Source organism: Streptomyces sp. NBC_00988 (assembly GCF_045162645.1).
In the GTDB taxonomy this organism is placed as follows: domain Bacteria; phylum Actinomycetota; class Actinomycetes; order Streptomycetales; family Streptomycetaceae; genus Streptomyces.
In genome coordinates, this window is record NZ_CP108730.1 from 10932886 (window position 1) to 10959101 (window position 26216).

General features: G+C 70.1%; 26 protein-coding genes and 1 riboswitch. Of the genes, 13 read left to right on the forward strand and 13 right to left on the reverse strand.

Going from position 1 to position 26216, the window contains the following annotated elements; all coding sequences use genetic code 11:
• Positions 1–85: riboswitch (ZMP/ZTP riboswitch) on the reverse strand.
• A 37-nt stretch (positions 86–122) separates the two neighbouring features.
• Both OG496_RS49315 and OG496_RS49320 read right to left on the reverse strand, forming a co-directional pair.
• Complete coding sequence (locus tag OG496_RS49315; RefSeq protein WP_366491538.1) at positions 123–356, reverse strand: hypothetical protein; 234 nt, start codon at positions 354–356, stop codon at positions 123–125.
• Entirely contained in the window at positions 344–709 is a 366-nt protein-coding gene (locus OG496_RS49320) for a nuclear transport factor 2 family protein (protein ID WP_033280311.1), read from the reverse strand. The genes OG496_RS49315 and OG496_RS49320 overlap by 13 nt, the downstream gene beginning before the upstream one ends.
• 171 nt (positions 710–880) lie before the next feature.
• Here OG496_RS49320 and OG496_RS49325 point away from each other — a divergent pair, with 171 nt between their 5' ends.
• Entirely contained in the window at positions 881–1177 is a 297-nt protein-coding gene (locus tag OG496_RS49325; protein ID WP_366491536.1) for a hypothetical protein, read from the forward strand.
• 79 nt (positions 1178–1256) lie between these two features.
• Here the strand turns inward: OG496_RS49325 and OG496_RS49330 are convergent, their stop codons facing one another.
• Positions 1257–3011 carry an ABC transporter ATP-binding protein gene (locus OG496_RS49330; RefSeq protein ID WP_405975566.1) on the reverse strand — a complete coding sequence of 585 codons (1755 nt, stop codon included), beginning with the start codon at positions 3009–3011 and terminating at the stop codon, positions 1257–1259.
• Between the two features lie 158 nt (positions 3012–3169).
• Between OG496_RS49330 and OG496_RS49335 the strand changes: the two genes are divergently transcribed.
• The 3 genes from OG496_RS49335 (at position 3170) to OG496_RS49345 (ending at position 5889) form a co-directional block, all read left to right on the forward strand.
• The gene (locus tag OG496_RS49335) at positions 3170–4258 is read left to right on the forward strand and encodes an S-(hydroxymethyl)mycothiol dehydrogenase (RefSeq protein WP_405975567.1); all 1089 of its coding nucleotides are present in this window, start codon (positions 3170–3172) and stop codon (positions 4256–4258) included.
• The gene (locus tag OG496_RS49340) at positions 4258–4887 is read left to right on the forward strand and encodes an MBL fold metallo-hydrolase (protein WP_405975568.1); all 630 of its coding nucleotides are present in this window, start codon (positions 4258–4260) and stop codon (positions 4885–4887) included. Before OG496_RS49335 ends, OG496_RS49340 begins: the two co-directional genes overlap by 1 nt.
• Positions 4888–4974: 87 nt before the next feature.
• Complete coding sequence (locus tag OG496_RS49345; protein WP_405975569.1) at positions 4975–5889, forward strand: SDR family oxidoreductase; 915 nt, start codon at positions 4975–4977, stop codon at positions 5887–5889.
• A 9-nt stretch (positions 5890–5898) separates the two neighbouring features.
• On the opposite strand, the gene OG496_RS49350 is transcribed toward OG496_RS49345, so the two are convergent.
• Complete coding sequence (locus OG496_RS49350) at positions 5899–6426, reverse strand: hypothetical protein (protein ID WP_405975570.1); 528 nt, start codon at positions 6424–6426, stop codon at positions 5899–5901.
• A 50-nt stretch (positions 6427–6476) separates the two neighbouring features.
• On the opposite strand from OG496_RS49350, the gene OG496_RS49355 reads away from it, so the two are divergent.
• Positions 6477–7280, forward strand: a complete 804-nt coding sequence (locus OG496_RS49355; protein ID WP_405975571.1) for an SDR family NAD(P)-dependent oxidoreductase — start codon at positions 6477–6479, stop codon at positions 7278–7280.
• On the opposite strand, the gene OG496_RS49360 is transcribed toward OG496_RS49355, so the two are convergent.
• Both OG496_RS49360 and OG496_RS49365 read right to left on the reverse strand, forming a co-directional pair.
• Positions 7254–8654 carry a pyridoxal phosphate-dependent decarboxylase family protein gene (locus OG496_RS49360; protein WP_405975572.1) on the reverse strand — a complete coding sequence of 467 codons (1401 nt, stop codon included), beginning with the start codon at positions 8652–8654 and terminating at the stop codon, positions 7254–7256. The genes OG496_RS49355 and OG496_RS49360 overlap by 27 nt on opposite strands.
• 195 nt (positions 8655–8849) lie before the next feature.
• Positions 8850–9608 carry a DeoR/GlpR family DNA-binding transcription regulator gene (locus tag OG496_RS49365; RefSeq protein ID WP_405975573.1) on the reverse strand — a complete coding sequence of 253 codons (759 nt, stop codon included), beginning with the start codon at positions 9606–9608 and terminating at the stop codon, positions 8850–8852.
• Positions 9609–9789: 181 nt separating this feature from the next.
• Here OG496_RS49365 and OG496_RS49370 point away from each other — a divergent pair, with 181 nt between their 5' ends.
• Together OG496_RS49370 and OG496_RS49375 are read left to right on the forward strand one after the other, a co-directional pair.
• Positions 9790–11052, forward strand: coding sequence for an MFS transporter (locus OG496_RS49370; RefSeq protein WP_366491527.1), 1263 nt, complete (start codon positions 9790–9792; stop codon positions 11050–11052).
• A gap of 228 nt (positions 11053–11280) precedes the next feature.
• Positions 11281–11979, forward strand: coding sequence for a L,D-transpeptidase family protein (locus tag OG496_RS49375; RefSeq protein WP_405975574.1), 699 nt, complete (start codon positions 11281–11283; stop codon positions 11977–11979).
• A gap of 32 nt (positions 11980–12011) precedes the next feature.
• Here OG496_RS49375 and OG496_RS49380 read toward each other — a convergent pair whose 3' ends face one another.
• The 4 genes from OG496_RS49380 to OG496_RS49395 all read right to left on the reverse strand — a co-directional run bounded on the left by OG496_RS49380 (position 12012) and on the right by OG496_RS49395 (position 16525).
• Positions 12012–13211 (reverse strand): Gfo/Idh/MocA family protein, encoded by a 1200-nt coding sequence (locus OG496_RS49380; protein ID WP_399389812.1) that lies wholly within the window; start codon positions 13209–13211, stop codon positions 12012–12014.
• 70 nt (positions 13212–13281) lie between these two features.
• The gene (locus OG496_RS49385; RefSeq protein WP_405975575.1) at positions 13282–14625 is read right to left on the reverse strand and encodes an ABC transporter substrate-binding protein; all 1344 of its coding nucleotides are present in this window, start codon (positions 14623–14625) and stop codon (positions 13282–13284) included.
• Positions 14626–14635: 10 nt separating this feature from the next.
• Positions 14636–15592: a carbohydrate ABC transporter permease gene (locus tag OG496_RS49390; RefSeq protein WP_399389810.1), complete on the reverse strand. Its 957-nt coding sequence runs from the start codon at positions 15590–15592 to the stop codon at positions 14636–14638.
• A 15-nt stretch (positions 15593–15607) separates the two neighbouring features.
• Positions 15608–16525, reverse strand: a complete 918-nt coding sequence (locus OG496_RS49395; RefSeq protein WP_318020689.1) for a sugar ABC transporter permease — start codon at positions 16523–16525, stop codon at positions 15608–15610.
• 182 nt (positions 16526–16707) lie between these two features.
• Between OG496_RS49395 and OG496_RS49400 the strand changes: the two genes are divergently transcribed.
• On the forward strand, positions 16708–17868 hold the full coding sequence (locus OG496_RS49400) for an ROK family protein (RefSeq protein WP_405975576.1): 1161 nt from the start codon (positions 16708–16710) through the stop codon (positions 17866–17868).
• A gap of 99 nt (positions 17869–17967) precedes the next feature.
• On the forward strand, positions 17968–18153 hold the full coding sequence (locus OG496_RS49405) for a hypothetical protein (protein ID WP_327399287.1): 186 nt from the start codon (positions 17968–17970) through the stop codon (positions 18151–18153).
• Positions 18154–18311: 158 nt separating this feature from the next.
• Here OG496_RS49405 and OG496_RS49410 read toward each other — a convergent pair whose 3' ends face one another.
• Together OG496_RS49410 and OG496_RS49415 are read right to left on the reverse strand one after the other, a co-directional pair.
• Positions 18312–19679 carry a S1 family peptidase gene (locus tag OG496_RS49410; protein WP_405975577.1) on the reverse strand — a complete coding sequence of 456 codons (1368 nt, stop codon included), beginning with the start codon at positions 19677–19679 and terminating at the stop codon, positions 18312–18314.
• Positions 19680–19820: 141 nt separating this feature from the next.
• On the reverse strand, positions 19821–19964 hold the full coding sequence (locus OG496_RS49415; RefSeq protein WP_405975578.1) for a hypothetical protein: 144 nt from the start codon (positions 19962–19964) through the stop codon (positions 19821–19823).
• Here OG496_RS49415 and OG496_RS49420 point away from each other — a divergent pair.
• The 4 genes from OG496_RS49420 (at position 19963) to OG496_RS49435 (ending at position 23171) form a co-directional block, all read left to right on the forward strand.
• Positions 19963–21141: a MalY/PatB family protein gene (locus OG496_RS49420; RefSeq protein ID WP_405975579.1), complete on the forward strand. Its 1179-nt coding sequence runs from the start codon at positions 19963–19965 to the stop codon at positions 21139–21141. The two genes, OG496_RS49415 and OG496_RS49420, sit on opposite strands and share 2 nt — an antisense overlap.
• Positions 21142–21507: 366 nt before the next feature.
• Positions 21508–22266 (forward strand): type 1 glutamine amidotransferase domain-containing protein, encoded by a 759-nt coding sequence (locus OG496_RS49425; RefSeq protein ID WP_405975580.1) that lies wholly within the window; start codon positions 21508–21510, stop codon positions 22264–22266.
• Between the two features lie 10 nt (positions 22267–22276).
• Complete coding sequence (locus tag OG496_RS49430; protein WP_366491517.1) at positions 22277–22663, forward strand: PPOX class F420-dependent oxidoreductase; 387 nt, start codon at positions 22277–22279, stop codon at positions 22661–22663.
• Between the two features lie 37 nt (positions 22664–22700).
• Positions 22701–23171, forward strand: a complete 471-nt coding sequence (locus OG496_RS49435) for a DUF1003 domain-containing protein (RefSeq protein ID WP_366491516.1) — start codon at positions 22701–22703, stop codon at positions 23169–23171.
• Positions 23172–23278: 107 nt separating this feature from the next.
• Here the strand turns inward: OG496_RS49435 and OG496_RS49440 are convergent, their stop codons facing one another.
• Positions 23279–26065 (reverse strand): hypothetical protein, encoded by a 2787-nt coding sequence (locus tag OG496_RS49440; protein ID WP_405975581.1) that lies wholly within the window; start codon positions 26063–26065, stop codon positions 23279–23281.
• Positions 26066–26216: the final 151 nt, after the last annotated feature.

Consider the following 26216-nt stretch of genomic DNA (forward strand, 5'->3'; position numbering starts at 1 on the left):
ACCAATCGCCCAGGCGCACGGCATCGACTCCGCGTGGGCCGCTCCACGGTGGTGCTCCACCTCAGCGCCAGTCACGGCCCACCAACAGCCTAACCGACAGTCCTACGACGGCCCCGGCCCGCTCAGCCACGCCGGAAACCCCGCGTCCGACCGGCGGGCGGCGGCGGAAGCGAGCGGGACCGTGCCGCCCGCAGCACCGACCCCAGCAGCGTGGCGGACGCGCGCAGGCCCGCTGCGGAGACCGGTGCTCGGCGTCGAGCCGTAGCGGACCGCGCGGGTGCCGTGGTCGCCGAGAAGGTCCAGGTCAGACGGGTGCTGATCCGGACCTTCGGCACCAGCCCCGCTAGCCGTCCCATGCCTGGATCATGGTCTGCCGGGTGATCTTGCCGTCCTCCAGCAGAAGCATCGACTCGGCGAGGACACGGGCCCCGTCCGGGTACTGACACGATTCGCTGTAGGCGACCCGGTCCCCTTGTACGACGCACTCCTCCAGCTTGTGCGTCATGTCGCGGCTGTAGACGTCGGCGAGCATCGCGCCGATCTCGTCCCGGCCGTGCAGGACCTTGGGGTGACTGGGCTGGGTCTGGTGGTCGACGACGTGGATCTCGGCGTCGTCCGCGTAGAGCGACAGAAGTGTCGCCGCTGTGTGCTCTTCTATGCCCCGGCGCAGGGCTTCGGAGTCGAAGCCGGGGCGTGCCGCAGTGCCCATGGTGACCTCCTCGGAGGGCCGCGGCCCACACCGGAGCGAGCCGCGACGGGCCTCTCCTACGAGACTCCTCCGCCTCGCCGTGGTCGGCAAACCGGGCGGCGCGCTCCGCCTCACGGGTGAGCGGTGCCCGGTACCCGTGACCGCGCGGGGACCGGCCGCGTTGCTGAGGGCATGATCTCAACACGACGTATTGCCGCCGCCGTTGGTCTCGCCGTCGGGGTCACCGGCCTCGTCGCGCCGATGGCGAACGCCGCCGACGCGCCCGCCTTCAAGGACGGCAAGGTCAGCCCGGTCGCCCTGCTGGACTCGCTCGCGGTGAGCGAGATCCCCGCCGAGCACCGGGCGGAGGTCCCGCGGGTCGCCAACCAGCTGCAGGGCCTGAACCATCTGAACGACCTCCAGCAGTTGCACCAGGTCACTGACATGGCCGCGCCGGTCACGGGACTCCTCCCCAGCATCGAGCCGTGAGCCCGCAGTACTGATCCTGCGGAGCACGCAGACCTTGAGGGCCGTCCGGAAACGGGCGGCCCTCAGCCGTTCCGCGGGATCAGCCCGCCGTCGCCAGGAACTGGGTCGCCGCCAGCTCCGCGTAGAGCGGGTCGGCGGTCACCAGTTCCCGGTGCGTGCCCACCGCGCGGACGCGGCCCGCGTCCATCACGACGATCCGGTCGGCCATCGTCACCGTGGACAGCCGGTGCGCCACGACCAGGACCGTCGTCGTACGGGCCACATCGGCGACGGTGTCGCGCAGGGCTGCCTCGTTCACCGCGTCCAGCTGCGAGGTCGCCTCGTCGAGGAGGAGCAGGCGGGGGCGGCGCAGGAGCGCGCGGGCGATGGCGACGCGCTGGCGTTCACCGCCGGAGAGGCGGGTGCCCCGATGGCCGACGAGAGTGTCGGCGCCCTTCGGGAGGCGGGCGACCAGGCCGTCGAGGCGGGTTGTCTTCAGGACGCGCGATACGGCGTCGTCGTCCGCGTCCGGGTTGCCGAGCAGCAGGTTGTCGCGCAGGGAACCCGACAGGACCGGGGCGTCCTGCTCCACATAGCCGATGGCGGACCGGAGTTGGGACAGGTCCCACTCCGCGAGGTCCCGGCCGTCGAGGGTGATCGCGCCGGACTCGGGGTCGTAGAAACGCTCGATGAGGGAGAACACGGTGGTCTTGCCGGCGCCGGACGGGCCGACGAACGCCGTCATTCCCTGGGCCGGTATCCCGAAGGTCACGCCGTGGTGGACGTAGGGGAGGTCGTCGGCGTAGCGGAAGCGGACGTCGTCGAAGGCGAGGGCCGCGGGTTCGGCGCCGGGGGAGGGCAACTGGGCGGGCGGGGACGGGGGTTCGGCGGGGAGTTCCAGCGCCTCCTGGATGCGGGAGAGGGCCGCGGCGCCCGTCTGGTACTGGGTGATTGCGCCGACGACCTGCTGGATCGGCTGCATGAGATAGAAGACGTAGAGGAGGAAGGCGACCAGCGTGCCGACGTCAATCGCGCCTGTCGCCACGCGTGCTCCGCCCACTGCGAGGACGGTGATGAAGGCGATCTGCATCGACAGGCCGGCCGTATTGCCCGCCGCTGCCGCCCACTTGGCCGCGCGGATGCTCTGCCGCCACGACTCCTCGGCCGCCGCGTGCAGGGTGCGCTCCTCGCGGTCCTCGGCGCCGGACGCCTTCACCGTGCGCAGCGCGCCGAGGATCCGCTCCAGCGACGCGCCCATCACGCCGATCGCGTCCTGTGCCTGCCGGCTGGCCCGGTTGATGCGCGGCACGATCACGCTGAGCACGATGCCCGCACCCACGATCACGCCGAGGGTGACGGCCAGCAGCACAGGGTCGACCAGACCCATCATCACCACCGTCGCGACGAGGATGAGCCCTTCGGTGCCGAGACCGACCAGCGAGTCCGTGGTCACCTCGCGCAGGAGCGTGGTGTCGGAGGTGATGCGGGCCATCAGGTCGCCGGGCTCGCTGCGGTCCACCGCGCTGATCCGCAACCGCAGCAGATACGACGACAGGGCACGCCGCGCACCGAGCACCACCGACTCCGCGGTACGCCGCAGAACGTATGAACCCAGCGCGCCCAACGCCGCGTTGGCGACCACCAACGCCGACATCGCGAGCAGCGCCCCGGTGATCGTCCGGTCGTGCGAGAGGTCGCCGATGAGCCCACGCGCCACCAGCGGCAGCAGCAACCCGGTGCCCCCGGTGACCAACGAGAGCAGCGCGCCCGCCAACAGGGCCCAGCGGTGCGGTCGTACGTAGTCGAGGAGCAGCCGCCAGGCCGGCGGACCGCTCTGAGTCCCTGCGATGCTCACGGCGCTCCTCGGGAGTCGGTCGGAGCATTCAGGCTACGTCGGCCGCGATCGATCACCGTGACGGTCAGGGGGCGTGGCCGGGCCGTCAGCGTGCCCTTACCGATCAGTCACGCGTAGGGTCGGAGGCAGGGACAACGGCGACGAAGGGGTTCAGGACCATGGCGCAGGAAGTACGCGGCGTGATCGCACCGGGCAAGAACGAGCCGGTCCGGGTCGAGACGATCGTCGTACCCGATCCCGGACCCGGTGAGGCCGTGGTGAAGGTACAGGCCTGCGGGGTCTGTCACACCGACCTGCACTACAAACAGGGCGGCATCAGCGACGACTTCCCCTTCCTGCTCGGCCACGAGGCGTCCGGCATCGTCGAGTCGGTCGGCGAGGGCGTCACCGACGTGGCACCCGGCGACTTCGTGATCCTCAACTGGCGTGCCGTGTGCGGGAACTGCCGCGCCTGTCTGCGCGGTCGCCCCTGGTACTGCTTCAACACCCACAACGCCAAGCAGAAGATGACCCTCGCCTCGACCGGCCAGGAACTCTCCCCGGCCCTGGGCATCGGCGCCTTCGCCGACAAGACCCTGGTCGCCGCCGGACAGTGCACCAAGGTCGACCCGTCCGTCTCCCCGGCCGTCGCCGGGCTGTTGGGCTGTGGCGTCATGGCCGGCATTGGTGCGGCCATCAACACCGGCAACGTCGGACGCGGTGACACGGTCGCGGTGATCGGGTGCGGTGGTGTCGGTGACGCGGCGATCGCCGGGTCCCAACTCGCTGGTGCGGCGCGGATCATCGCCGTGGACATCGACGACCGCAAGCTGGAGAAGGCCCGCTCCATGGGGGCCACGCACACCGTCAACTCCAAGGCGAGCGACCCCGTCGAGGCCATCCGTGAACTCACCGGCGGCTTCGGTGCCGACGTCGTCATCGAGGCGGTCGGCCGCCCGGAGACGTACAAACAGGCCTTCTACGCGCGGGACTTGGCGGGCACGGTCGTCCTCGTAGGTGTCCCGACTCCGGAGATGAAGCTCGAACTCCCGCTCCTGGACGTCTTCGGGCGGGGCGGTTCACTCAAGTCGTCCTGGTACGGCGACTGCCTGCCCTCCCGTGACTTCCCGATGCTCATCGATCTGCATCAGCAAGGGCGCCTGGACCTGGCCGCGTTCGTCACGGAGACGATCCAACTCGACGAGGTGGAGAAGGCGTTCGAGCGGATGCACGGCGGCGACGTTCTGCGTTCGGTGGTGGAGCTGTGATGGGCGCTCGTATCGAACACCTCGTCACCTCGGGGCAGTTCAGCCTCGACGGCGGTACCTGGGACGTCGACAACAACGTGTGGATCGTGGGCGACGACTACGAGGTCGTCGTCATCGACGCGGCCCATGACGCCGACGCCATCCTCGCGGCGATCGGCGACCGCAGGCTGACCGCCATCATCTGCACCCACGCGCACAACGACCACATCGACGCGGCGCCCGAACTCGCGGACCGTACCGGCGCCACGATCTGGCTGCACCCCGACGACCTGCCGCTGTGGAAGCAGACCCACCCCGACCGCGACCCCGACGCCCATCTCGCCGACGGTCAGGTGATCGAGGCCGCCGGCGCCGACCTGAAGGTCCTGCACACGCCGGGGCACGCGCCCGGCGCGGTGTGCCTGTACGACGCCGGGCTCGGCACGGTCTTCACCGGCGACACCCTCTTCCACGGTGGCCCGGGCGCCACGGGACGGTCGTACTCCCACTTCCCGACGATCATCGACTCCATCCGCGACCGGTTGCTGACCCTCCCGCCCGAGACGAAGGTGCTCACCGGGCACGGCGACTCGACGACCGTCGGGGCGGAGGCCGCACACCTGGAGGAGTGGATCGCGCGGGGCCACTGAGGCACCGGCGAATACCCGACAGAAGGTGTCCGGTTTCTCCTGCACGATCGACAGGACAGCGAGTCGGACGAGCACGGGAGGCCGGACATGCCGGGACCACTGGAAGGCAAGGTCGCGCTGGTCGCGGGGGCGACGCGCGGAGCGGGACGCGGGATCGCCGTGGAACTGGGCGTGGCCGGCGCCACCGTCTACGTGACCGGGCGCAGCACCCGCGCCCAGCGCTCCGAGTACGACCGGCCCGAGACCGTCGAGGACACCGCCGACCTCGTCACCGCGGCCGGCGGCCGGGGCATCGCCGTCCCCACGGATCACCTGGAGCCCTCGGCCGTCCGGGCCCTCGTCGACCGTATCGACGACGAACAGGGCCGCCTCGACATCCTCGTCAACGACATCTGGGGCGGCGAGCACCTCTTCGCCTGGGACACCCCCGTCTGGGAACACGACCTCGACAAGGGCCTCCGCATCCTCCGGCTGGCGGTCGAGACGCACGCGATCACCAGCCACCACGCGCTGCCCCTGCTGCTGCGCCGGCCCGGCGGTCTGGTCGTCGAGATGACCGACGGGACCGCCGAGTACAACCGCGACACCTACCGCGTCTCCTTCTTCTACGACCTCGCCAAGTCGTCCGTCCTGCGCATGGCCTTTGCCCTCGGCCACGAACTCGGCCCGCGCGGCGCCACCGCCCTCGCGCTCACCCCGGGCTGGCTGCGCTCGGAGATCATGCTCGACCAGTTCGGCGTGCGCGAGGACAACTGGCGCGACGCCCTGGAACGCGTCCCCCACTTCGCCATCTCGGAGACCCCGCGCTACGTCGGCCGGGCCGTCGCCGCCCTCGCCGCCGACCCCGAAGTGGCCCGCTGGAACGGGCAGTCCCTCTCCAGCGGCGGGCTCGCCCCGGTGTACGGCTTCACGGACCTCGACGGCAGCCGCCCGGACGCGTGGCGGTACCTGGTGGAGGTGCAGGACGTGGGGAAGCCGGCGGATGCGACCGGGTACCGGTGAGGTACGAGGTCATTCCTGGGGCGTCAGCCAGCGGCCCGAGTGGCCGGGCGGGAGTGCCAGGTCTTCGCGTACGGCCGCGTAGTAGCCCTCGCGGCCGGCGCGCTGACGGTCCATCAACTCCCGCCAGGCGTCCGGGTCGTGGGTCTCCGTGCGCATGAACCGTTCCATCTCCATCACCGCGCTGACCCATGCCCGGGCCCTCTCCACGACCTCCGGACTGCCCAGCAGGATCAGCGCCTCACCGGAGGGATCGCGGCCCACGGTCGCCTCGGCGAGCAGCGGTTCCGCCTCCGTCAGGTTCAGCGGGTGAGGGTGCGGGTCGTTGCCGAGATGGGAGGCGACCCGGTAGGTCAGGGTCACCGACCTCTTCAACGTCCGGGCGTACTCGGCGTACACCTCCAGCCGCCGTTCCTCCCAACGGGCGTCCCGCTCACGGCGGAACCTCGCCTGATCGCCTCGCACGATCGCCACGTACGAACCGAGGGCACCGATCACGACACCGATCAGCGCGGGCAGTTGCTGTAGGAACCCGTTCATGTCTGCACGCTATCTGCCGAGTTGATCGTTCCGGCAGTACGTTCGGGACCATGACTGACACAACGCGCTTCGAGGGGTACGGAGTTCTCGTCACCGGTGCGGCCCGCGGCATCGGTGCGGCCATCTCCCGGCGGCTCGCGGAGGAGGGTGCGCGGGTGCTGGTCACCGACGTCGATCTGCCCGAGGCGGAGAAGACGGCGGCGGCACTGCGCGAACTCGGCCTGGCGACCGAGGCGTTCGGCTGCGATGTGGGGGACCGGGAGGCGGTGGAGCGGGCCGTCGCCCGGGCCGTCGAGTCCTTCGGGGCGCTCGACGTCCTCGTCAACAGCGCCGCACACTGCACGCCCGACCTCCCGCTCTTCGAGGACGAGCCCGACGACGAGTGGGCGAGCGACCTCGACATCACGCTGACGGGAACGTACCGGTGCTGCCGTGCCGCACTCCCGCACCTGGTCGCCTCGGGACGCGGGGCGATCGTCAACATCGGTTCCGTGAACGGCAGTCAGGACTTCGGCAACCACGCCTACAGCGCGGCCAAGGCCGGACTCACCTCGCTGACCCGCACCCTCGCCGGGCACGCCGGCCGGCGCGGCGTGCGGGTCAATCTGGTGATGCCGGGCACGGTACGGACCTCTGCGTGGGAGGGGCGCGACGACGAACTGGACGCCGTCAGCGGGCTGTTCCCGCTCGGCCGGGTCGGCGAGCCCGAGGACATCGCCGCGGCCGTCGCGTTCCTCGCCTCGCGGGACGCCTCCTGGATCACCGGCACCACCCTCGCCGTCGACGGAGGGCTCACCGCGGTCAACACCGGGTTCCACCTGTCCCTTTCAGAGCGCAGGGCCAAGGGGCAGTGAAGCCAGCGCCGCCAGCACCCGGTCCGTATCGGCCCCGGACGTACGCCAGTTGCTGAACGCGGCGCGCAGTGCGGGTGTCCCGTCGTACACCGTCGGCGTCAGGAACGCCTCGCCGGTTGCGGCGACGGCCTCCGCGACGGCGGTCACCCGCTCCCGCGTCGGGTTCTCGGCGAGGGTGAAGCAGACGACGTTCAGCCGGACCGGCGCGGACAGCCGCAGGCCCGGGAGCGCGGCGATGCCCTCGCCGAGGCGGTGGGCGAGGGCGACGTTGCGTTCGACGATCTCGCGGTGCCCGGCGCGGCCGTAGGCCATGAGGGAGAACCAGGCGGGGAGAGCGCGCAGCCGGCGGGAGTTCTCGGGGGTGAGGTGGAGGAAGTCCGGGTCGCCGGTCGGCGGGCCGAGGTACGGGGACGCGTTGTGGAACACCCTGGTCTGGAGGTCGCGGCGGCGGGTGAACTGGACGGCCGCGTCGTAGGGCACGTTGAGCCACTTGTGGAGGTCGACGCAGACCGAGTCGGCCGCGTCGAGGCCGTCGACGAGGTGGGCGTACGCGGGGGAGAGCGCGGCGAAGCCGCCGAACGCGGCGTCCACGTGCAGCCAGAAGTCGTGCCGCTCCTTGAGGGCGGCGATTGCGCGCAGGTCGTCGAAGTCGACGGTGTTCACCGTGCCGGAGTTCGCGACGACGATCGCCGGTCGGCCCTTCAACTCGCCGAGCGCGGCGTCGAGTTGGGCCACGTCGACGGCCTCGCGGTTCCCGGCGAGCACGGGCACGTAGTGCATCCGGTCGCGGCCGATGCCCAGCACGGAGAGTGCCTTGCTGACGCTGGAGTGCGGGCTGCCGGAGAGGACGTCGACCGGGCCGAGCGCGGCGGCGCCGTCCTGGGACACGTCCACGCCCAGGCGCTCGCCGAGCCACTCGCGGGCGACGGCGAGACCCACCATGTTGGACACGGTCGCGCCGGTGACGAAGGCCCCGGAGTGCGCCTCGCCGAGCCCGAAGAGCTCGCGCAGCCAGCCCACCGTCTCCCGCTCCAGGGCCGCCGCCCAGGAACCGGCCGCCCCGGACACGTTCTGGTCGTACGCGCTGGTCAGCCAGTCCCCGGCGACCGACGCGGGCGTCGCACCACCGGTCACGAAGCCGAGGTACCGCGGGCCCGCCGACCCCGAGAGCCCGGGCGCCCACCGCTCGGCGAACCGCGCGAGAGCCGCCTCGCCACCGGCGCCCTCGACCGGCAGCGGCTCCCGGTCGGGCGCCTTGTCGAGCCGGACGACCGGCCGCTCGGCCACCCCGTCCAGCTCACGGGCGGCGACGTCACGGGCGGACTGGAGGAGCTCGGGGAGCCGGGAGAGATCGTCGGCGAGAGTGCGGTGCATGAGCGGCAGCGTAGGCGGAGGTGGCGGGCGGGGTATCGGGCCACTTCGGGGGAACTGGACCGGGCCACAACTCCTGGACTGTCAGTCGTCGGTCCTCCCGGTGGGAGCGGCTGTGCGCCATTGACGACACGGTCACGAAGAAGGCCGGTACCTCCTGCCCGCGGCGCGGCATCGTCGCTGCCGGCGCGGCTCGGATCAGACCTGTTGCAGCGCGACGCCTGCCGCGGTGAGACGGTCGATCTGCTCCTTGGGGGCGTCCCCGTCGGTGATGACGGCGTGCAGGGAGGAAGTGGGGGTGACGAAGGCCAGTGCGGTACGGGAGAGCTTCGCGCCCTCGGTGACGGCGATGACGCGGCGTGCGGAGGCGATGGCGGCGCTCTTGACGGCGGCGTCGTCCAGGTCGTACGCGGTCAGGCCGTCCGCGGCGTCCAGCCCGCAGCAGCCGATGATCGCGGTGTCGAAGCGAAGGGCGGCAAGCGACGCGACGGTCAGTGGTCCGGTCAGCGCCAGTTCGCCCGGCCGCGGCCGGCCTCCGGGCACCAGCAGGGTCAACTGCGGAGCCTCGGCCAGCGCGTTCACGGCGTGCAGGGACAGCGGCATCACCGTGAGCCGCCGGCCCGCCAGTGCGCGGGCCACTTCGAGGCAGGTGGTGCCGCTGTCGACGACGACGGACTCGCCGTCCGCGATCAGCCGCGCGGCCGCGGCGGCGATGCGCTGCTTGTTCTCCAGCCCATCCCGGCTCCGCAGCGCGAAGGGCGGTTCCTCGCCGCGGAGCAGGAGGGTCCGTGCCCCGCCCCGGAAGCGCTCCAGAACCCCCTGCGCGGACAGGGCCTCCAGGTCGCGGCGGATCGTCATCTCCGACGCCCCGGTGAGCTCCGCGAGCTCGGCAACGCCCATGCGGCCCGCCTCGCGCACAGCGTCGGTGATCCGCCTCAGTCGGTCTGTGCCAGCCATGGCCTCATTGAACGGAAACGCCGCATGAAAAGCAACGTTTCGACAATCGACGCTGTTCGTTTCGTTTGAGATGTGCGCTCAGATCCGGGCTGACAGCAACCTTCCGAACACCATTGATGTTCTATTTGTTCGAAGATACGGTGTGGAACCTCTTGAGGTCGGCTTTCCAGGGGGCCCTGACTTGTCACGCATTCTTGCCGCCGACGGCGTCGTGCCCGCCCCGTCCGCGATGCGGTCGGTATGGAGCTCGCCGCTCCACCGCGGCGCAACCGTGGCATTGTTCCTGTCCGGGCTCGGGACCTCGGCCGCCGCCCCGCAGATCACCCTGTTCCTCGTCAACGACCTGCACGTCTCGCTGACCACGGCGGGGTTGTACTACCTGACGAGCATCACCGCCCCGGTCGCCGGATACCTCATCGGCGCACGCTCGGACCGCACGGGCCGACGACTCGGGCTCTTCCGGCTGTGCGCGGCGGCAGGATTCCTCGGCTGGACCGCGATGGCCGTGTCGACCCAGGTGTGGATGCCCTTTGCGATCAGTGCCGTGGTCCTGTGCTTCGCCGGTGCCGCCGGGTCCCAGCTGTTCGCCGCCGTCCACGACGACCTACAGGCCACCGCCAGCCCCGTCGGCGACGGGGTCGTCTCGATCGTGCGGATGGCGCTGACGGCCGGTTGGATCGTGGGCCCCGTCGCGGGATCGCTGCTGGCCACCGCCGCCGGCCCACGCGCGATGTTCGTCGCCACCGGACTGTGCACCCTCGCGCAGATCGTCCCCCTGGGCTTCGCGCGCGGCCGCTCGGCGGGGCCTGTCACACGGGCCGCGCCCGCCGCCGAGGTACGGGCGGAGGCGTCGGTCGAGCCCCCGGGACGGCGCCTGGCGATACGGGCCCTGCTGCCCCTGCTCGCTTTCACCGGGCTGTACGTGCTCGTCTACGCGGGAGAGCCGATCAAGTACGGATACCTCACGATCTACATGCACGAGGACATGCACCTGCCGACGGCGGTCAGCGGGACGGTGATCGCCATCCAGCCCCTCATCGAACTGATCCTGATGCCGGTGGCCGTGGTCGTCGCCCGCCGCATCGGAATGATGCGGCTGATGGTCTTCGGCGCGGCCTTCGGCGTGGGCGCGAATCTCTGCTTCGCCCTCACCGGTAGCGCCGCCGGGATGTTCGCCGGGCAGGTCCTCATGGGCGGGGTGTGGGGTGTCTTCGCCGGCCTCGGAATCATCGTCGCCCAACGCCTGCTGCCCGAGGCCGTCGCGACCGCCTCGGCCGTCTTCATGAGCTCGACCGCCATCGCCAGCGCCCTCGGCGGGCTGACCGGCGGCCTCGGCGTGGCCCTGCTCGGACTGCCGCACGTCTTTCTCGTACCGGCGCTGTACGGGCTCGTGGCGACCATCGGCATCGCCGCCATGAGCCGTTCCCGGCACGCCGTGGGCTGAGGCTGGAGCCGCCCCCCTGGGTCGCGGGCACCGGCGACGCCGCTCGCCTCCGCGCGACGAATGGCACGGTGTTCCGGTGTCCGTTCGCGCAGGACTCTTCCAGCGGCCTGTCCCACCAGCGGAGAATGTCACCGTTTCGTCGCAGCGTGTCCTCTACTACAACCTCGACCGCCATACTCCGGTCTAGGTGGCAGAGATCGCAGTTCTTGCCGACGGGGAGGGTCCGACATGGGGGACATACGCAGACGAGGTGCCATAGCGCTCGGTGTCACCGGGCTGGTGGCGCCGCTCGCGCTGGTGCTGGGCAGCGCTCCGGCGCAGGCGGCGACGAGCTGTACGACGCAGAAGGGGCCGTACCAGAAGCAGGTCGAGAAGTTCCTCGGGCGGCCGGTCGACGGGAAGCAGTCCGCCGCCGACTGCAAGGCCATCAAGGCCTTCCAGACCAAGCACGGCATCACGCCGAACATCGGCTACGCGGGATCCGTCACCTGGGGCGTGATGGACCTCATGAACAAGCAGAAGGCCGTGGGCAACAAGCCCAACGCGGCCGGCAAGTGCCCGACCGACAAGGGCCGCATCGCCTGCGTCAACCTCACGCTGCAGATCAGCTGGATCCAGGACGGCAGCCGGCTCGCCTACGGCCCGGTCCCGGTGCGCACCGGCCGCAACGGCTACGAGACCCGCACCGGTCTGAAGAAGATCTACTGGCGGGACATCGACCACGTCTCGAACATCTACAACGTGCCGATGCCCTACAGCCAGTTCTTCGACGGCGGCCAGGCCTTCCACTCGGTCAGTCTCAGCATGTGGAACCCGCCGGGCTCGCACGGCTGCGTCAACATGACCAAGACCACCGCCAAGAAGTACTGGTCGCTGCTGAAGAACGGCGACGACGTCTTCGTGTACGGCCGCAAGCCGGGGACCTGACACTCGGTCACCCGGCTTGCGTGACAGTCGAGTTACTCGGGCGCGTCCCCGAAGTCCGGGATCTCCAGCCGCGCCCCGCCCTGCCGTGCCGAGTCGTGCGCGATGATGCCCGGCAGGGTGTAGCGGGCCGCGACCCACGCGTTCACGCTGGGCAGGGTGCGGGAGTTGACCGCGGTCACGAAGTCGTCCGCCAGGAAGTGGTGGCTGCCCTCGTGGCCGTTGTGCAGGTTGTCGAACTCCCGCGGCAGCCGCGACCGGTCGTGCACCGGCGCCGAGCCCGAGGTGAAGGCGGCGCGGAGGTCCGGCGCGATGTGCTGGAGTGACGGATCGTCAGGAGACATGGTGGGCTTGGGCTCCAGCAGCTCGCTGATGTCCTGCACCCCCTTCTTGTCCTGCCAGAAGGCCACCGTCGCGAGCTGCTCCATGCTCGCTTCGGTCCCGAAGAACCGGAAACGCGATTCGCGGATCTGCGAGGGATAGCCCACCCGCCGGAACTCGTTGGTACGGAACGATCCGCCGCCCGCGACCTCGAACAGCGCGGTGGCGTTGGAGAAGTCGTTGCCGAACTGGCTGACCTCCTTGTCGAAGACACCGTCCCCGCGCTCGTCGGTGACACCGATCGCCGAGACGCTCACCGCGTGCGTCTGCCACGCGCCGAGCACCCCGCCCACCGAGTGCGTCGGGTACAGCAGCGGCGGATAGCTGGCCGTGGCCTTCCAGTTGTCGCCGCCGCTGTACTGGTACGCCTCGTAGAACCCCAGATCCATGTCGTGGACGTAGTCGCCCTCGGCGTAGAAGATCCGCCCGAAGGCGCCCTCCGCGATCTGGTTGCGGGCGTGCACGGTCGCCGGGTTGTACTGGCTGGTCTCGCCCATCATGTACGTCAGTCCGGTCGCCCGCACCGCGTCGATGATCGCCGCGATCTCCTCCGTGCTGATCGCCATCGGGACCGCGGAGTACACGTGCTTGCCGGCACCGAGCCCCTGGAGGACCAGGGGGCCGTGCGTCCAGCGCTGGGTGAAGATCGCGACGGCGTCGACGGCCTTCGATTCCAGCATCGCCTCGTAGGAGGGGAAAGTGCCCGCCAGCCCTTGTTCGGCGACCAGTTGCTCCGCCCGCTCCGGCAGGAGGTCGGTCACATAGACCTCGCTCACGCCCGGGTGGGCCTGGAACAGTCGGGCGAACTGGCCGGAGAACTGGCCTGCTCCGACGATGCCGAGGGAGAACGTCATGGGTGCGTGTCCTTCTCTGACGGGGATTTCCCTGAGCGGAAATCACTGAACGAACATCACTGGCCGAACATCACTGGCCGAGGATGAAGTTGATCTGTTTGTTGGTCTTGCTGAGGCCGCTGACCGGTGCGTCGTTGGCGTAGACGTCCTGCATGGCGGGGCGCATCAACGCGTACACGTCCGCCGAGTAGTTGGTGATCGGGAAGGAGAAGGTGGCGAAGTCCTTCTTGTCGGCGACCGGCCGCGTGAAGGCCGTGACGTCGATGCCCTTCTTCTTGTAGGCGGCGACGGCGGCCCTCGTGCCGTCCGGGGTGGCGGGGAAGACGATGCCGTAACTGCCCACCGTCTTCTGGCAGTCGTTCGACGACAGGTAGGTCACCCACTTTCGCGCGCCCGCCTTGTTGTGGGCGTTCTTGGTGATCGAGTCGGCCAGTCCGTTCATCATGGTCGCCCGTTTCCCGGTCGGACCGGTAGGGGTATATGCGGTGCCGATCTTGATTCCCTTGGCCGCGGCGTACGTGGAGATCATCCAGGCGCCGTCGAACGCGGTCGCCGCCTTGCCCGCCGCGATCTGCGCGTTGGGCGGGTTGGCGCCGTCGCTGTAGTCCGTGAACGGCGCGAGGTAGCCCTTCTTCGCCAGGCCGAAGTACCACTTGACCGTCGACTGGTAGGTCTTGCTGTCGTACTGGAACTTCGTGCCCCAGCGCTTCTTGTCCGTGTAGTTCCAGCCGGCCGAGGCGGTGAAGGGACTCCACGTCGTCTGACCGTCGGAGTCACCGGCGCCCCCGGTGGCCATGCCGTACACCTTGACGTGGTGCTTGTCGAAGCCCGGTTCGTCGCCGCGCTTGCCGTTCCTGTCGATGGTCAGATGGGCGATGGCCTTCTCGAAGGTGCCGCCGTCCGTCGGGTTCCAGGACAGGCTGTTGAGCTGGTCGGAGCTCAGGCCCGCCGACTTGGCCATCTTCTGGTTGTAGAAGAGGGCGACCGTGTCCCAGTCCTTGGGTGTGCCGTACTGATGTCCGTCCTGGCCCTGCCAGTTGGCGGCGAGTCCGGGCTGATAGGCGGACGCGTCGACGTCGAGGTCGTCCAGCGGCTGGAGCACCTTCAGGTCGGCGAACTGGCCGAACTTCTGGATGTGGTCGGTGAACACGTCCGGCTGGGTGCCCGCGATGAAGCTCGCGGTGAGCTTGGTCCAGTAGTCGGCCCAGCCCAACTGGGTGATTTTTACGTTGAGTCCGGGGTTCTGCCGCTCGAAGTCCTTCGCGCAGGCCTGGTAGGCGGGGAGTTGGTTGGAGTCCCACAGCCAGTACGTCACCGTGTCCGAGGCCGAACCTACGGAGTCGCCCTTCGCGCAGCCCGCCGTCAGGGACAGCGCGAGCGCCCCGGTCAATGCCATGACCGTACGAAATCGCATGCCCTGCCCCTTACTTGATTCCGGTGAAGCTGATGGAACTCACGATGCGGCGCGCGAACACCCCGAAGAGCAGGAGCATCGGGAGCGCGGCGATCAGGGTCGCCGCCATCAGGCCCGACCAGTCGTAGCCGGTCTGCGGGGTCTGCGAGCGGAAGATCGCCAGCGCCACCGACAGCACGCGGGAACTGTCGCTGTAGGACACCATCAGCGGCCAGAAGTAGTCGTTCCAGGACGTGATGTACGTCAGCACGCCCAGTGTCAGGACCGGCGTGGCCGCCATCGGCAGCAGGACCCGGAAGAACACGCGGATTTTGCCCGCGCCGTCGAGCAGTGCGGCCTCCTCGACCTCGCGAGGGATGTTCATGAAGAACTGCTTGAGGAAGAACACCGCGAACGGCGTCATGAACATCGTCGGCAGCGAGATCCCCAACAGGGTGTCCACGAGCCCGAGTTGCTTGATGAGGACGAAGTTCGGCAGCAGGGTGAAGATCGCCGGCACCATCAGCCCGGCCAGGAAGAGACCGAACATGCGGTCCCGGCCGCGCCAGCGGAGCCGGGCGAAGGCGTAGGCGGCCATCGCGGAGAAGAACACCTGGCAGACGGTGATCAGGGTCGAGACGATCACCGAGTTGAGCAGATAGCGCCAGAACTTCAGCCCGCCGCCCGAACCGCCCTGTGCGATCGCCTCCTTGGTCGACTGGAGGCCGAGCGCCCGCTCGAAACCGCCGGTGGTGAAGTCGACCGGCAGCGGGTCCGAGGGGTGGGCGGCGAGACCGGTGTTGGTGGAGAGCGCGGTGCGCAGGATCCAGTAGAAGGGCAGCAGAGTGATCAGCATGATCGCGGCCATCGCGATCCAGGCGGCGACCTTGCCGACGGAGGGCCGGGGCCGGGGCGGCCGTACGACCTCCTGCTTTGCCGTAGGCGTAGGGGTGTTGGGCACGTTGGGCGTGGTGGTCAGGGTGGCCATGTCGACTCCTTCCGGTCAGCCGAGGTCGGTCTGGCCGGCGCGGGTGAGCCGGTACTGGAGGAACGTGATGGCGCTCAGCACGATCAGCAGGGCCACGGACATCGCGGACGCGTAGCCGAACTGGAAGCGCCCGAAGGCGGAGCCGTAGATGTAGTACTGGAGGACGTTCGTCGCGTTCGCCGGGCCGCCCGCGGTGGTCACCGCGACCGTGTCGAACACCTGGAACGAACCGATCACCGTCATGATCAGCACGACCGCCAGCACCGGGCGCAGCAGCGGCATCGTGATCCGCCAGAACATGCGCCACTCGCTCGCGCCGTCCACCTTCGCGGCCTCGTACATGTCGCCCGGGATGGCCTGCAGCCCGGCGAACAGCAGCAGCGCGGTGTAGCCGACGTGCCGCCACACGTTGATCAGGGCGATCGTCGGGATCGCCCAGGTCTTGTCGGCGAGGAAGGGGATGTGGTCGAAGCCGAGCCCGCCGATGATCTCGTTGCCGATGCCGAGCTGGGTGTCGAGGATCCACAGCCAGACGATGCCGGCGACGACGTTCGACATCAGGTACGGCGTCAGCACGATCCCGCGCAACAGGGCGGACTGGGTGAGCCGTTGGAGCAGGACCGCGATGGCGAGGGCGGCCACCGTCTGGATGCCGATGTTGATGAGCACGTACTCGACGGTGACCTTCAACGACGACCAGAAGATGGGGTCGTGGACCATCCGGTCGTAGTTGTCGAGGCCCACCCACTTCGCTGGCGTCAGCAGGTTGAAGCGGGTGAAGCTCAGATAGATGCCCCGCAGGGTCGGCCAGAGCAGGAAGACCAGGAAGCCCAGCAGGGCCGGGGCGATGAAGACCGCCGCCAGCCGACCGTCGCCGCTGTCTTCACGGGCCCGCGGCCGACGGGTCGGGGGACTGCTTGAGGCGATGGTCATCTGGAGACTCCCTTGTCTACGACGGCTCGTCCTCGGGCCACTTACTTTCGTCACGAAAGAATCCAGGCGTCAATAGCCGTGCACGGATCTTTTCTGTGCGGGATTGCGGCCGTAGAGTGGCCCTGTTACTTCCAGAGGGAAAGAAACCTCGGGGGGAGAGACCTTGTGGGAGTGTGACCCTCATGACCACACGTGCCGCCAGCTGGCAGCCGCTGAGCCCCGGTGAACGCTCCGTCGCGATCGAGGTGCTCGTCCACGGCCCGCTGTCGCGCACCGACCTCGCGCGCCGGCTCGACCTCTCGGCGGGCAGCCTCACCCGCCTCACCAAACCGCTGATCGAAACCGGCCTGCTGGTCGAGGTCCCCGACGGCGGCGGCCCGGCCGAGGTCCGCCAGGGCCGCCCCTCCCAACCCCTCGACGTGGTCGCCGAGTCGCGCACGTTCGTCGGGTTCAAGGTCACCGAGGACACGGTCTACGGCGTCGTCACCACCCTCAGGAGCGAGATCGTCGCCCGCCTCGACCGGCCGCTCACCACCCACGATCCCGCCCAAGTGGCTGACCTGCTGGGCGAGATGACCGGTGAACTCACCGCCCGGTTCCCCACGCTCACCGGCATCGGTATCGGCGTCGGCGGACTCGTCCAGGACCGTGCCGTGGTGGGGGAGTCGGCCTTCCTGCAGTGGAGCGACGTCCCGCTGGCCCAACTCGTCGAGGAGCGCACGGGGTTGCCGGTCGTCGTCGAGAACGACGTGGCCGCCCTCGTCGAGGCCGAGACCTGGTTCGGCGCCGGACGCGGCCTCGACCGCTTCGTCGTCCTCACCATCGGCGCGGGCATCGGCTACGGCCTCGTCCTCGGCGGCAAGCGCGTGCCGTACGCCGAGGAGGACCGCGGGTTCGGCCGCCACTGGATCCTGAACCCCAGCGGCCCGATCACCCCCGCCGGTCAACGCGGCAGCGCCGTCTCGCTGTTGACCATCCCGAGCATCCGCTACCAGATCCGGGCCGCCACCGGACTCGACCTGAGCTACGAGGAGATCCTCGCCCGCGCCGCCGCCGGTGAGCCCATGCCGGCCCGCGTGATCGACGAAGCGGCCCGCGCGCTGGGCACGTTGGTCGCCCAGATCGCCAACTTCGTGCTGCCGCAGAAGATCCTGCTCGCCGGAGAGGGCGTCGGCCTGATCGACGTGGCCGGCAAGACGGTGGACGACACCCTCCGCGCCCACCGGCATCCGCTGGCCGCCCCGCTCGACGTGGAGACGAAGGTGTCCGACTTCCACGACTGGGCGCGTGGCGCAGCGGTGTTGGCGATCCAGGTGCTGGTGCTCGGTGTGGCCGAGGTGTGAATTGCGTTACAGGGCTTGACAGATGACGTGATCAGCAACACGGTCCGATATGTCCGGTTCACTCGTGATTACTCACATCGCCTTCACCTTCGGCGACGTATGCTTCACACCATGTCCACCAGCGTTGAATCAGCCACCGAGCGATCGGCAGCCGAGGTCAACGAGGAGATCAGGGCCCTGTGGCACCGATCGGGCGGGACACTGAGCGTCGAGCAGCGCGAGGAATACCGTCGGCTTGTGATGGAGTGGGCCGCCGCGGCTCCGCAGCCGGCTGAGGCGGCCTGAGCGCCGCCGCTGTCGACTCGACGCAGGTGTCGTTGTCGTTGTGTCGGTAGCTCGCCGCCCGGCCTTCCTCGTGACCCCGGTCCAGCCGGCCGAGCCCCTGTAGCCCCGACCGACCCGATCACCCCCGTCGGACTCCCTTGAGTCGAACTCCCTTGTGATCAGCCCCACATCGCCGAGTAGTGCCGCTGGAACGCCTTGCGGTCCTGCTCGGCGCGGATCCAGCGCGTCGCCACCAGCGCGATCAGACTTCCCGCGATGACCAGCAGACCGGGACCCACGTTCTTCGGGTCCGTGAGCCGTGACGCCAGAGTCGTCGACCCCGACGTGGTGTTCGTCGCGGGCGCCGAGATCCCGGGCGTGGCCGCGCCGGCGGCTGCCCCGCTGCCTGCGGCCGAGGCGGACGGCGCGGGTGAGGCGGCCGTCTTCGGCGCCACCAGCAGCTTCACGTTCAGCGCGGCGAGCGCCTTGGTCAGCGGCTGGAAGAACGTCGTACCGCCCGCCGTGCAGTCACCGCTGCCGCCCGAGGTCACGCCCAGCGCGATGCCGTTGGCGAACAACGGGCCGCCGCTGTCGCCCGGTTCGGCACACACCGTGGTCTGGATGAGACCGGTGACCGTGCCCTCCGGGTAGTTCACCGTCGCGTTGAGCGCGGTCACCTCGCCATCGTGCAGCCCGCTGGTGCTGCCACTGCGGAACACCTTCTCGCCCACGGCCGCGTCGGCCAGGCCCGTGATCGTCACGCCGCTGCCGTTGCCGATCGCGACGACGTCCGCGCCGTCGCCCGCCGAACCGCTCGCGTACTGCACCAGGGAGAAGTCACTGCCGGGGAAGTTGTCGGAGACCGTCTTGCCCAACTGCTGGTCGCCCTGGTTGTTGGCGAACCAGATGGACCCGACCGGGCCGCAGTGCCCGGCCGTGAGGATGAAGTCGTTCGTCCCGTCGGTCACGTTGAAGCCCGCCGAACAGCGCCCGCCGGTCGACAGGATCGGCTGCGCGCCATTGATCCGGGTCGTGAACTTGCCCTGCGTGCGCTGCATCTGGACCGAGGCGCCGATGCCGGACGCGACCTTCGTCATCGCGCTCCAGTTGGCGGCGGAGACGCTGCTGTCGGCCTCCACCAGCACCCTGTTGTTCCGGTAGTCCATCGCCCACGCGGTGCCCGGCACCTTGGGCGCCGAACTCAGCGTCGTGGCGGCCGAGTTCAGCACGTTCATGCTGTACCGCACGACCTTCGCCTCGGCGCCCGCCTTCGTCACCTCGGCCGCCGTCTTCGCGTCGGTGACCGCGACGACCGTACGACCGCCGGAATCGACCCAACTGCCCGCCGTGCGTGCCGAACCGAGCTTCGCCACCAGGGCGGAACCCTTGTCCGCGGGTGTCTGTGGCGCGCTGAGCGTGGCGGCGGACGTGCCGGAAGAGTCACTGGCCATGGCCGCCTGGGTGACCATGGCACCTCCCAGCAGGAGTCCGCCGACGGCCGCCAACCGTGTAACTCGCCGGATGACCCGTCGTCGTGCGTGCCTCATGCTTGGCTCCCGAACCCCGAACGTGCGGTGCGACACCGCGGGGCTCTCCGGTCGTTGAGTGCCCTTCCTCCATACGTGGCCCGGCGCTCCCGTGTTCACCGGACGGAAGATCGGCTTCAGCACGCGCGACCAACGAGCGGTCTACACGGCTGAGTTGACCACGGCGGTGCCGAGCCGGAGCCCGCTGCCCTCGTCGTCCGAGCCGGACTCGTCGCAGGCGATCTCCGTCAGGGCGCCGTTCTCAGGATTCTCGGTCGACGCACAGCCCCCTATCTTGTGGCCCATGACCAGCATCCCGCAGGAAACGTCCGGCGAACCGAATCCCCTGCGCGCCCTCACGCTCGACCGCCTGCGCCGTCGTACGAGCATGAAGTGGCGCACGTATCCGGAGGACGTGCTGCCGGTGTGGGTGGCCGAGATGGACGTGCCGCTCGCCGAACCGGTGGTCCGCGCGGTCACCGACGCGCTCGCGCTCGGCGACACGGGCTATCCCGCCGGTACGGCCTACGCGGAGGCGCTGGCCGGGTTCGCGGAGAAGCGGTGGGGCTGGGACGGGCTTGCCGTCGAGCGCACGCGGGTCGTGCCGGACGTCATGCTGGGCGTCGTCGAGATGCTCCGGCTGGTGACCGGTGCCGGTGATGCGGTGGTGGTGAATCCGCCCGTGTATCCGCCGTTCTTCCAGTTCGTGGAGCACATGGACCGGCGGGTGGTGGAGGCCCCGCTGGGGGTGGATCTGCGGATCGACCTCGGCGCGCTGGAGGACGCGTTCCGGCGGGCGGTCGAGGGCGGGCGGCGAGCCGCGTATCTGCTCTGCAGCCCGCACAATCCGACCGGTACGGTGCACACCGCCGAGGAGTTGGCCGCTGTCGCCGCCCTCTCCGAGCGGTACGGGGTGCGGGTCGTGGCCGATGAGATCCACGCGCCGGTCGTGGCTGCGGGCGTGACGTTCGTGCCGTATCTGAGTGTGCCGGGTGGGGAGAGCGGTCTGTCGCTGATGTCGTCGTCGAAGGCGTGGAACCTGGCCGGTCTCAAGGCCGCCCTCGCTGTTGCGGGGCCCGCGTCGGCCGCCGACCTGGCCCGGCTTCCGGAGGAGGTCGGCCACGGCCCGAGTCATGTCGGGGTCATCGCCCACACGGCCGCGCTGCGCGACGGCACGGCGTGGCTGGACGCGCTGTTGGCCGGCCTCGACGACAACCGGCGGCTCCTTGCGGACCTGCTCGCGGAGCATCTGCCGGCGATCGGCTACCGGCCCGCCGAGGCCACGTACCTCGCCTGGCTGGACTGCCGCGCGCTCGGCCTCGGTGATGATCCGGCGGGGGTCTTTCTGGAGCGGGGGCGGGTGGCACTGAGCCCCGGAATCGACTTCGGGACCGGAGGAGTCGGGCATGTACGGCTGAATGTGGCGACGCCGCCGGAGGTGATTGCCGAAGCGGTGCGACGGATGGGGGTGGCGTTGGGGTGAGCGGGGTGGGGGTGTTGGGCGGGGTGGCGGTGCTGTGTTGAGTGGGGCGGCGGTGCTTGGGGGGACCAGGCGGCTGTGGTGTGTTGGGCGGGGTGGCGGTCCTGGGGCGGCAGGGCGGGTGGCCGTGCCGGGTTGAGGAGGGCGATGGTGCTCTGGGGCGAGCCGCCGAGGCGTGCCGCGGTGAGTACGGCGACGGCGCCGGAGTGAGTCGCGGCCGTGCCGGGTTGAGCATGGCTGTGGTGCTGGGGCGAGTACGGCGCCGGAGCAGGCCCCCCGCGCGTGCCGCGTCACGCCTGCCGCCGGCGCCCCGGTGACCCGCCCGGCCGTGCCGTCCTGACCACCCGCCCCGGCTGCCATGATGACCCCATGCGCGTGCTGATGCCGGTCCCCGACCGGGACTTCGATGTCACCGAGGTCGCCGTGCCCTGGCGGTTGCTCACCGACGCCGGGCACGAGGTCGTCTTCGCCACCGAGCGGGCCGGGACCCTGCCCGCCGCGGATCCTCGGTTGCTGACCGGCGTGCTCTTCGGGCAGCTCGGTGCCGAGGACGAACCCAAGCGGTTCTACGAACAGCTCACCGCCGCACCGGAGTTCAGCGCCACCGTCGCGTGGGCGGATCTGGACGTGACCGGCTTCGACGGACTGCTGCTGCCCGGGGGACACGCGCCCGGTATGCGCCAGTACCTGGGGTCGCCCGAACTGCACGCCACAGTCGGGGAGTTCTGGAAGCTCGGCCGTCCGGTCGGCGCTATCTGTCACGGGGTTCTCGTGCTGGCCCGTACCCAGGACCCGGACACCGGTCGCAGTGTCATCGCCGGACGCCGTACGACCTGTCTGCCCAAGTACATGGAACGCACTGCCTACTTGACCACCGCCTGGCGCCTGGGTCGCTACTACCGTACCTACCCCGCCTACGTGGAGGACGAGGTGCGGGCCGCGCTCGACGACCCGGGTACGCAGTTCGAGCGCGGCGCCAAGGAACTCACCCGGCGTGGGACCGCGAGCGACGACACGCACGCGTTCGTCGTGCGGGACGGGACCTACCTGTCGGCGCGCTGGCCCGGCGACGCCTACCTTTTCGCCCGCCGGTATCTGGATCTCCTGCGGGCACCGGCGGGTGCTTAGACTGCCGACCATGGACGAGACCCCGCTGGACCGGCTCGGCGCGAGCCAGTACCTGCTGATCACCAGCTACCGCAAGAACGGCTCCCCGGTCGCCACCCCGGTCTGGGTGGTGCGCGACGGCGAGGCCCTCGGTGTCTGGACGCCCGCCGACTCCTGGAAGGCCAAGCGCATCAGGGCCCGCGCCGATGTCCTAGTGGGCCCCTGCGACCTGCGCGGCAACCCGACTGGCAACCAGGTCCCCGGCACCGCCGAAATCTGCGACCCGGAGACCACCGCCCGCTACCGCAAGCTTCTCGCCCGCAAGTACGGTCTCACCGGGCGCATCACGCTCCTCGGCAGCCGGTTGCGCCGCGGGCCCGACGGCAGCGTCGGCATCCGCGTGACGCTCGCACCCTGAGGACGATCCCCTTGCACACCGAACCCAGGGAGCGCCCGTGGACCCCGCGCTGAACCCGGACGACCTGCGACTGCGGCAGGAGCGCGTCGTCTTCGCCCGGATGCGCGGTACCCAGGACCGGGTCGCCGACGCGATCACCGCGTTCGCCGGCACCATGCTCTTCGTCTACATCCACGCCCTGTGGTTCGCCGTCTGGATCGCCCTGAACGAAGGGCTCCTCGGGCAGGGCGGGATCTTCGACCCGTATCCGTACGGGTTGCTCACGATGATCGTCAGCCTGGAGGCCATCTTCCTGTCGACCTTCGTCATGGTGAGCCAGAACCGCCAGGCGACCCGGGAGAACGTCCGCGCCGACCTCGACTTCGAGACCAACCTCCGCTCCGAGGTGTGGTCCGCCCACATCGGCGCCGCGCTCGGCCTCGACCCCCGCGAGGTCGAACAACGCGTCCAGGAACTCCTCACGGAGAACCGAGCCAAGATGAACAACGGGACCCAGAAGCCGAGTTGAGCATCCGCATCATGCAGTCGGTCGCACGATGAAGGGGCCGCAACTTTCGCGCTGCGGCCCCTTCACTTCTCACGGCGTTTCGCTGGACGATCCGTTACGGCTTTCCGCTACCACGCGTCGAGCACCGTGCCGGTCAGTTCCGGTCCGCCGCTCTGCGGGTCGCCGTTCTCGTCCACGCCCAGGAACCGTACGGACTCGGGCTGTTCGGTCACCTGGTCGGTGATCGTGGGCACGCTGATCTCCGCGCTGAGCTGCCCCGCCGAGACGGAGGTCCAGAGGAACAGGCCCAGCACCTTGGACAGCGGGCGCTCCGGTGCGGCTTCCTCACCGGAGTTCTCGCTGAGCCACTGCGGGTCGACGTCCAGGGTGGACAACTCCGGGCCCGAGGTGACCGGTTGGACGAGGAAGGCCGGGTTCAGCTCCACGTCGGCGGGCGCGGACAGCGTCACCTTCCACTTGAGGGGCTGGCCCTCGGTGACCCGGTCCGCGATCGGCGTGACGGTGAACGTCGGCATCGGGTCGTCGTTCTCGGTGGTGACCCCGCCGCGGTGCGCGCCGACGACCGCGCCGTGTACCGCCTTCACGAAGATGTCGTGCTGGACGCCGTAGTCGAAGCGGGTGTTGCCCTCCACCTTCACCGGTACGTCGATGGAGTTGCCGCCGGGCCGTACCGTCACCAGCCGTGAAGTGTCCTGGCCGGTGGCCGGGTTGCTGACGTAGAGCCGCACCTGGCCGCTGCCGTGGCCGGAGATCTGGACGGGCACGTGGTACGTCTTGACGCCCGAGTCCCCTTCCTTGACGGCGAGTCGGCCGATGTCGACGCGGGGAAGCGGGGCCGAGGTGACCGCCGGAGTGCCGGGGCGCCAGGCCCAGGCGTCCATCAGCCAGGCCTGGCCGGAGCGCGAACGCGGGGTCAGGTCAAGGGACTTGATGTGACGCAGGTCGAGCCCGGCGTGCGCGGCGGCGGCCAGCGGTACGCGGACCTCGCGGGCCCAGTAGGAGGCGGTGCGCTGGGTGCCGGGCAGGCCGTCGACGCGGACCCGGCCGAGGGTCGCCCGGTGGCCGGAGGTGTCGGTCACGGACACGTCGAGCTGGGTGCCGGTGGTGTTGGGCGGCACGATCACGCGCAGGGCGAGGCCCTTGGCGCCGCCGAGGGAGACCGGCTTGCCGGGACGCACCGTCACCGGTGAACCGGCGGCGGACCAGCGCAGGGCGACGGCACGGCGGCCGACCTCCTTCGTGGCCTCCCACTGCGCGAAGTGCGGCGAGATGCCCTTGGAGTCGTCGCTCAGGCAGGCGACGGCCGGGTCGGGGTCGACCGCGGAGCACAACTTGCCGCCCGAGACGGTGACTTGACCGTCGGGGAGGAATCCGGCGCCGCGGTTCGCGCCCACCGCGTGGGTGAGGACCCGCGCGGGGTCGGCCGAGGGGGCGCGGCGGCCGGAGCCGTCGAGCAGTTCGCGCGCCCGGTCGTCGCCCCCGATGAACAGCCGTGCGGCCGTGGCGATGTAGGTGGAGCCGGCCTTGTGCTGCTGGTCGGCGGTCAGCCGGGTCGCCGTGCCCGGCGAGCACACCGCGTCCCGCTGGTCGGGGTCGTCGTAGAAGTCGTCCTCGGCGGGCGCCTGGGCCTGGCCCGGCGTCCACTCGGTGTTGAAGAAGTTGTGGTCGGCGCCCTCGACGTAGACCGCGCTGTGCAGGGCCGTTCCCCTGCTGACCCCGCGGGTGCCGTCGACGTAGACCTCGCCCTGGAGGTCGGAGACGTCACCGTCGCAACCGGGCAGGATCGTCACCGACGGCACGTCGGCCACCGGGTTCTGGCCGAAGATCGTCGGGCCGATGAGGACCGTGCCGCGGATCTTCCAGCGGACCGGGCCGTGATAGCCGTCCTGGGCGGTCGGCGGCGGGTAAAGGCTGTCCATCGCCGCGCGGTTGACGCCCTCGCCGCCGCGCGAGTGGCCCATCAGCAGGACGCGGGAGAGGTCGGCCTGGGGCGCGTCGCGGACGACCGGCGGAGCCGTCTCGGGGTGGGCGGACCAGTCGGCCCAGTGGGCCAGATGCTGCCGGATCAGCGACGAACGGGCCTGCGCGCCGGCGTCCTCGGCATCGGCGTCCTGCGCGTTGATGCCGTTCGCGGAGATCGACACCGTGACATAGCCCTGGGAGGCGAGGAGTTGCTGGTCGCGCAGGTAACCCCGGTAGCTCGGGACCGACTTGAGGCCGGTGGGGCAGGGCCAGTCACCGGTGATCTCCTCGGTGCCCGGCTTGTAGCAGGTGTAGTGACGGCCGTGCAGGAACAGCGCGAGCGGGCGCTTGCCGGTGGCGCCCTTCGGCGCGACCACGACGGCCTGCATCTCGATCGGCTGCGGATACCCGGGCAGCCGGACCGAGTCGAGCGTGTACTCGCCGGTCGTCGTACGGTACGTGCCCGGCTTGCCGGGATCGATCGCGCCTGCCGGCAGCGGGGCCGCGGGCTGTACGGCGGCCTCCGAACGCCCCTTGCCGGAGCCGCTGTTGTCACCGGCGGCATCCAACCGCCGCCCTGCGGCGAGTACTTGAAGGTCCGTCAGCTGCTTGGGTGCGACGGCACCGAGGCCGAGCCGGAACGTCCGTCCGTCCTTCGCCGGTCTCGGCACACCGAGGAGCCGGCCCCCGGCATGGAACTCGACGCGCGCGTCCCCCATGGGCACCCGCGTGCCCGAGCGCCAGACCAGCTGCTGCGCGGAACCCTTCCCCGTGATCCGCCAACCCGGCGGGAGAGTACCGTCGTTGGCCGTCGCCGCCGCCGTGAACGGTCCGGCGTCCGACGGTGGCGCCGCCTGCGCCGACCCGGACATCCCTCCCGCCACCGCGAGCACCGCCGCGGCCGTGACCCATATTCGCCGGGCACGGAACAATGTGTTCTCCTCCTCGAACCCCAGGCTCAGGCGCCCCGTCGATCACGGGAGCCTCTCGCGCCCCGGAGGACGAGAAGCAGAGCCTGTGGGTTGCCTGTGGAGGAGGATTCGGCCGATCTTCGTCGGCCGGGCCTGAACTCGGCTTCGCGCC

Bases quoted from the DNA above. Each gene is read 5' to 3' on its own strand.
- OG496_RS49315 (WP_366491538.1), bottom strand. From the start codon at position 356: ATGGGACGGCTAGCGGGGCTGGTGCCGAAGGTCCGGATCAGCACCCGT.
- OG496_RS49320 (WP_033280311.1), bottom strand. From the start codon at position 709: ATGGGCACTGCGGCACGCCCCGGCTTCGACTCCGAAGCCCTGCGCCGG.
- OG496_RS49325 (WP_366491536.1), top strand. From the start codon at position 881: ATGATCTCAACACGACGTATTGCCGCCGCCGTTGGTCTCGCCGTCGGG.
- OG496_RS49335 (WP_405975567.1), top strand. From the start codon at position 3,170: ATGGCGCAGGAAGTACGCGGCGTGATCGCACCGGGCAAGAACGAGCCG.
- OG496_RS49340 (WP_405975568.1), top strand. From the start codon at position 4,258: ATGGGCGCTCGTATCGAACACCTCGTCACCTCGGGGCAGTTCAGCCTC.
- OG496_RS49345 (WP_405975569.1), top strand. From the start codon at position 4,975: ATGCCGGGACCACTGGAAGGCAAGGTCGCGCTGGTCGCGGGGGCGACG.
- OG496_RS49350 (WP_405975570.1), bottom strand. From the start codon at position 6,426: ATGAACGGGTTCCTACAGCAACTGCCCGCGCTGATCGGTGTCGTGATC.
- OG496_RS49355 (WP_405975571.1), top strand. From the start codon at position 6,477: ATGACTGACACAACGCGCTTCGAGGGGTACGGAGTTCTCGTCACCGGT.
- OG496_RS49360 (WP_405975572.1), bottom strand. From the start codon at position 8,654: ATGCACCGCACTCTCGCCGACGATCTCTCCCGGCTCCCCGAGCTCCTC.
- OG496_RS49365 (WP_405975573.1), bottom strand. From the start codon at position 9,608: ATGGCTGGCACAGACCGACTGAGGCGGATCACCGACGCTGTGCGCGAG.
- OG496_RS49375 (WP_405975574.1), top strand. From the start codon at position 11,281: ATGGGGGACATACGCAGACGAGGTGCCATAGCGCTCGGTGTCACCGGG.
- OG496_RS49380 (WP_399389812.1), bottom strand. From the start codon at position 13,211: ATGACGTTCTCCCTCGGCATCGTCGGAGCAGGCCAGTTCTCCGGCCAG.
- OG496_RS49385 (WP_405975575.1), bottom strand. From the start codon at position 14,625: ATGCGATTTCGTACGGTCATGGCATTGACCGGGGCGCTCGCGCTGTCC.
- OG496_RS49390 (WP_399389810.1), bottom strand. From the start codon at position 15,592: ATGGCCACCCTGACCACCACGCCCAACGTGCCCAACACCCCTACGCCT.
- OG496_RS49395 (WP_318020689.1), bottom strand. From the start codon at position 16,525: ATGACCATCGCCTCAAGCAGTCCCCCGACCCGTCGGCCGCGGGCCCGT.
- OG496_RS49400 (WP_405975576.1), top strand. From the start codon at position 16,708: ATGACCACACGTGCCGCCAGCTGGCAGCCGCTGAGCCCCGGTGAACGC.
- OG496_RS49405 (WP_327399287.1), top strand. From the start codon at position 17,968: ATGCTTCACACCATGTCCACCAGCGTTGAATCAGCCACCGAGCGATCG.
- OG496_RS49410 (WP_405975577.1), bottom strand. From the start codon at position 19,679: ATGAGGCACGCACGACGACGGGTCATCCGGCGAGTTACACGGTTGGCG.
- OG496_RS49420 (WP_405975579.1), top strand. From the start codon at position 19,963: ATGACCAGCATCCCGCAGGAAACGTCCGGCGAACCGAATCCCCTGCGC.
- OG496_RS49415 (WP_405975578.1), bottom strand. From the start codon at position 19,964: ATGGGCCACAAGATAGGGGGCTGTGCGTCGACCGAGAATCCTGAGAAC.
- OG496_RS49425 (WP_405975580.1), top strand. From the start codon at position 21,508: ATGCGCGTGCTGATGCCGGTCCCCGACCGGGACTTCGATGTCACCGAG.
- OG496_RS49430 (WP_366491517.1), top strand. From the start codon at position 22,277: ATGGACGAGACCCCGCTGGACCGGCTCGGCGCGAGCCAGTACCTGCTG.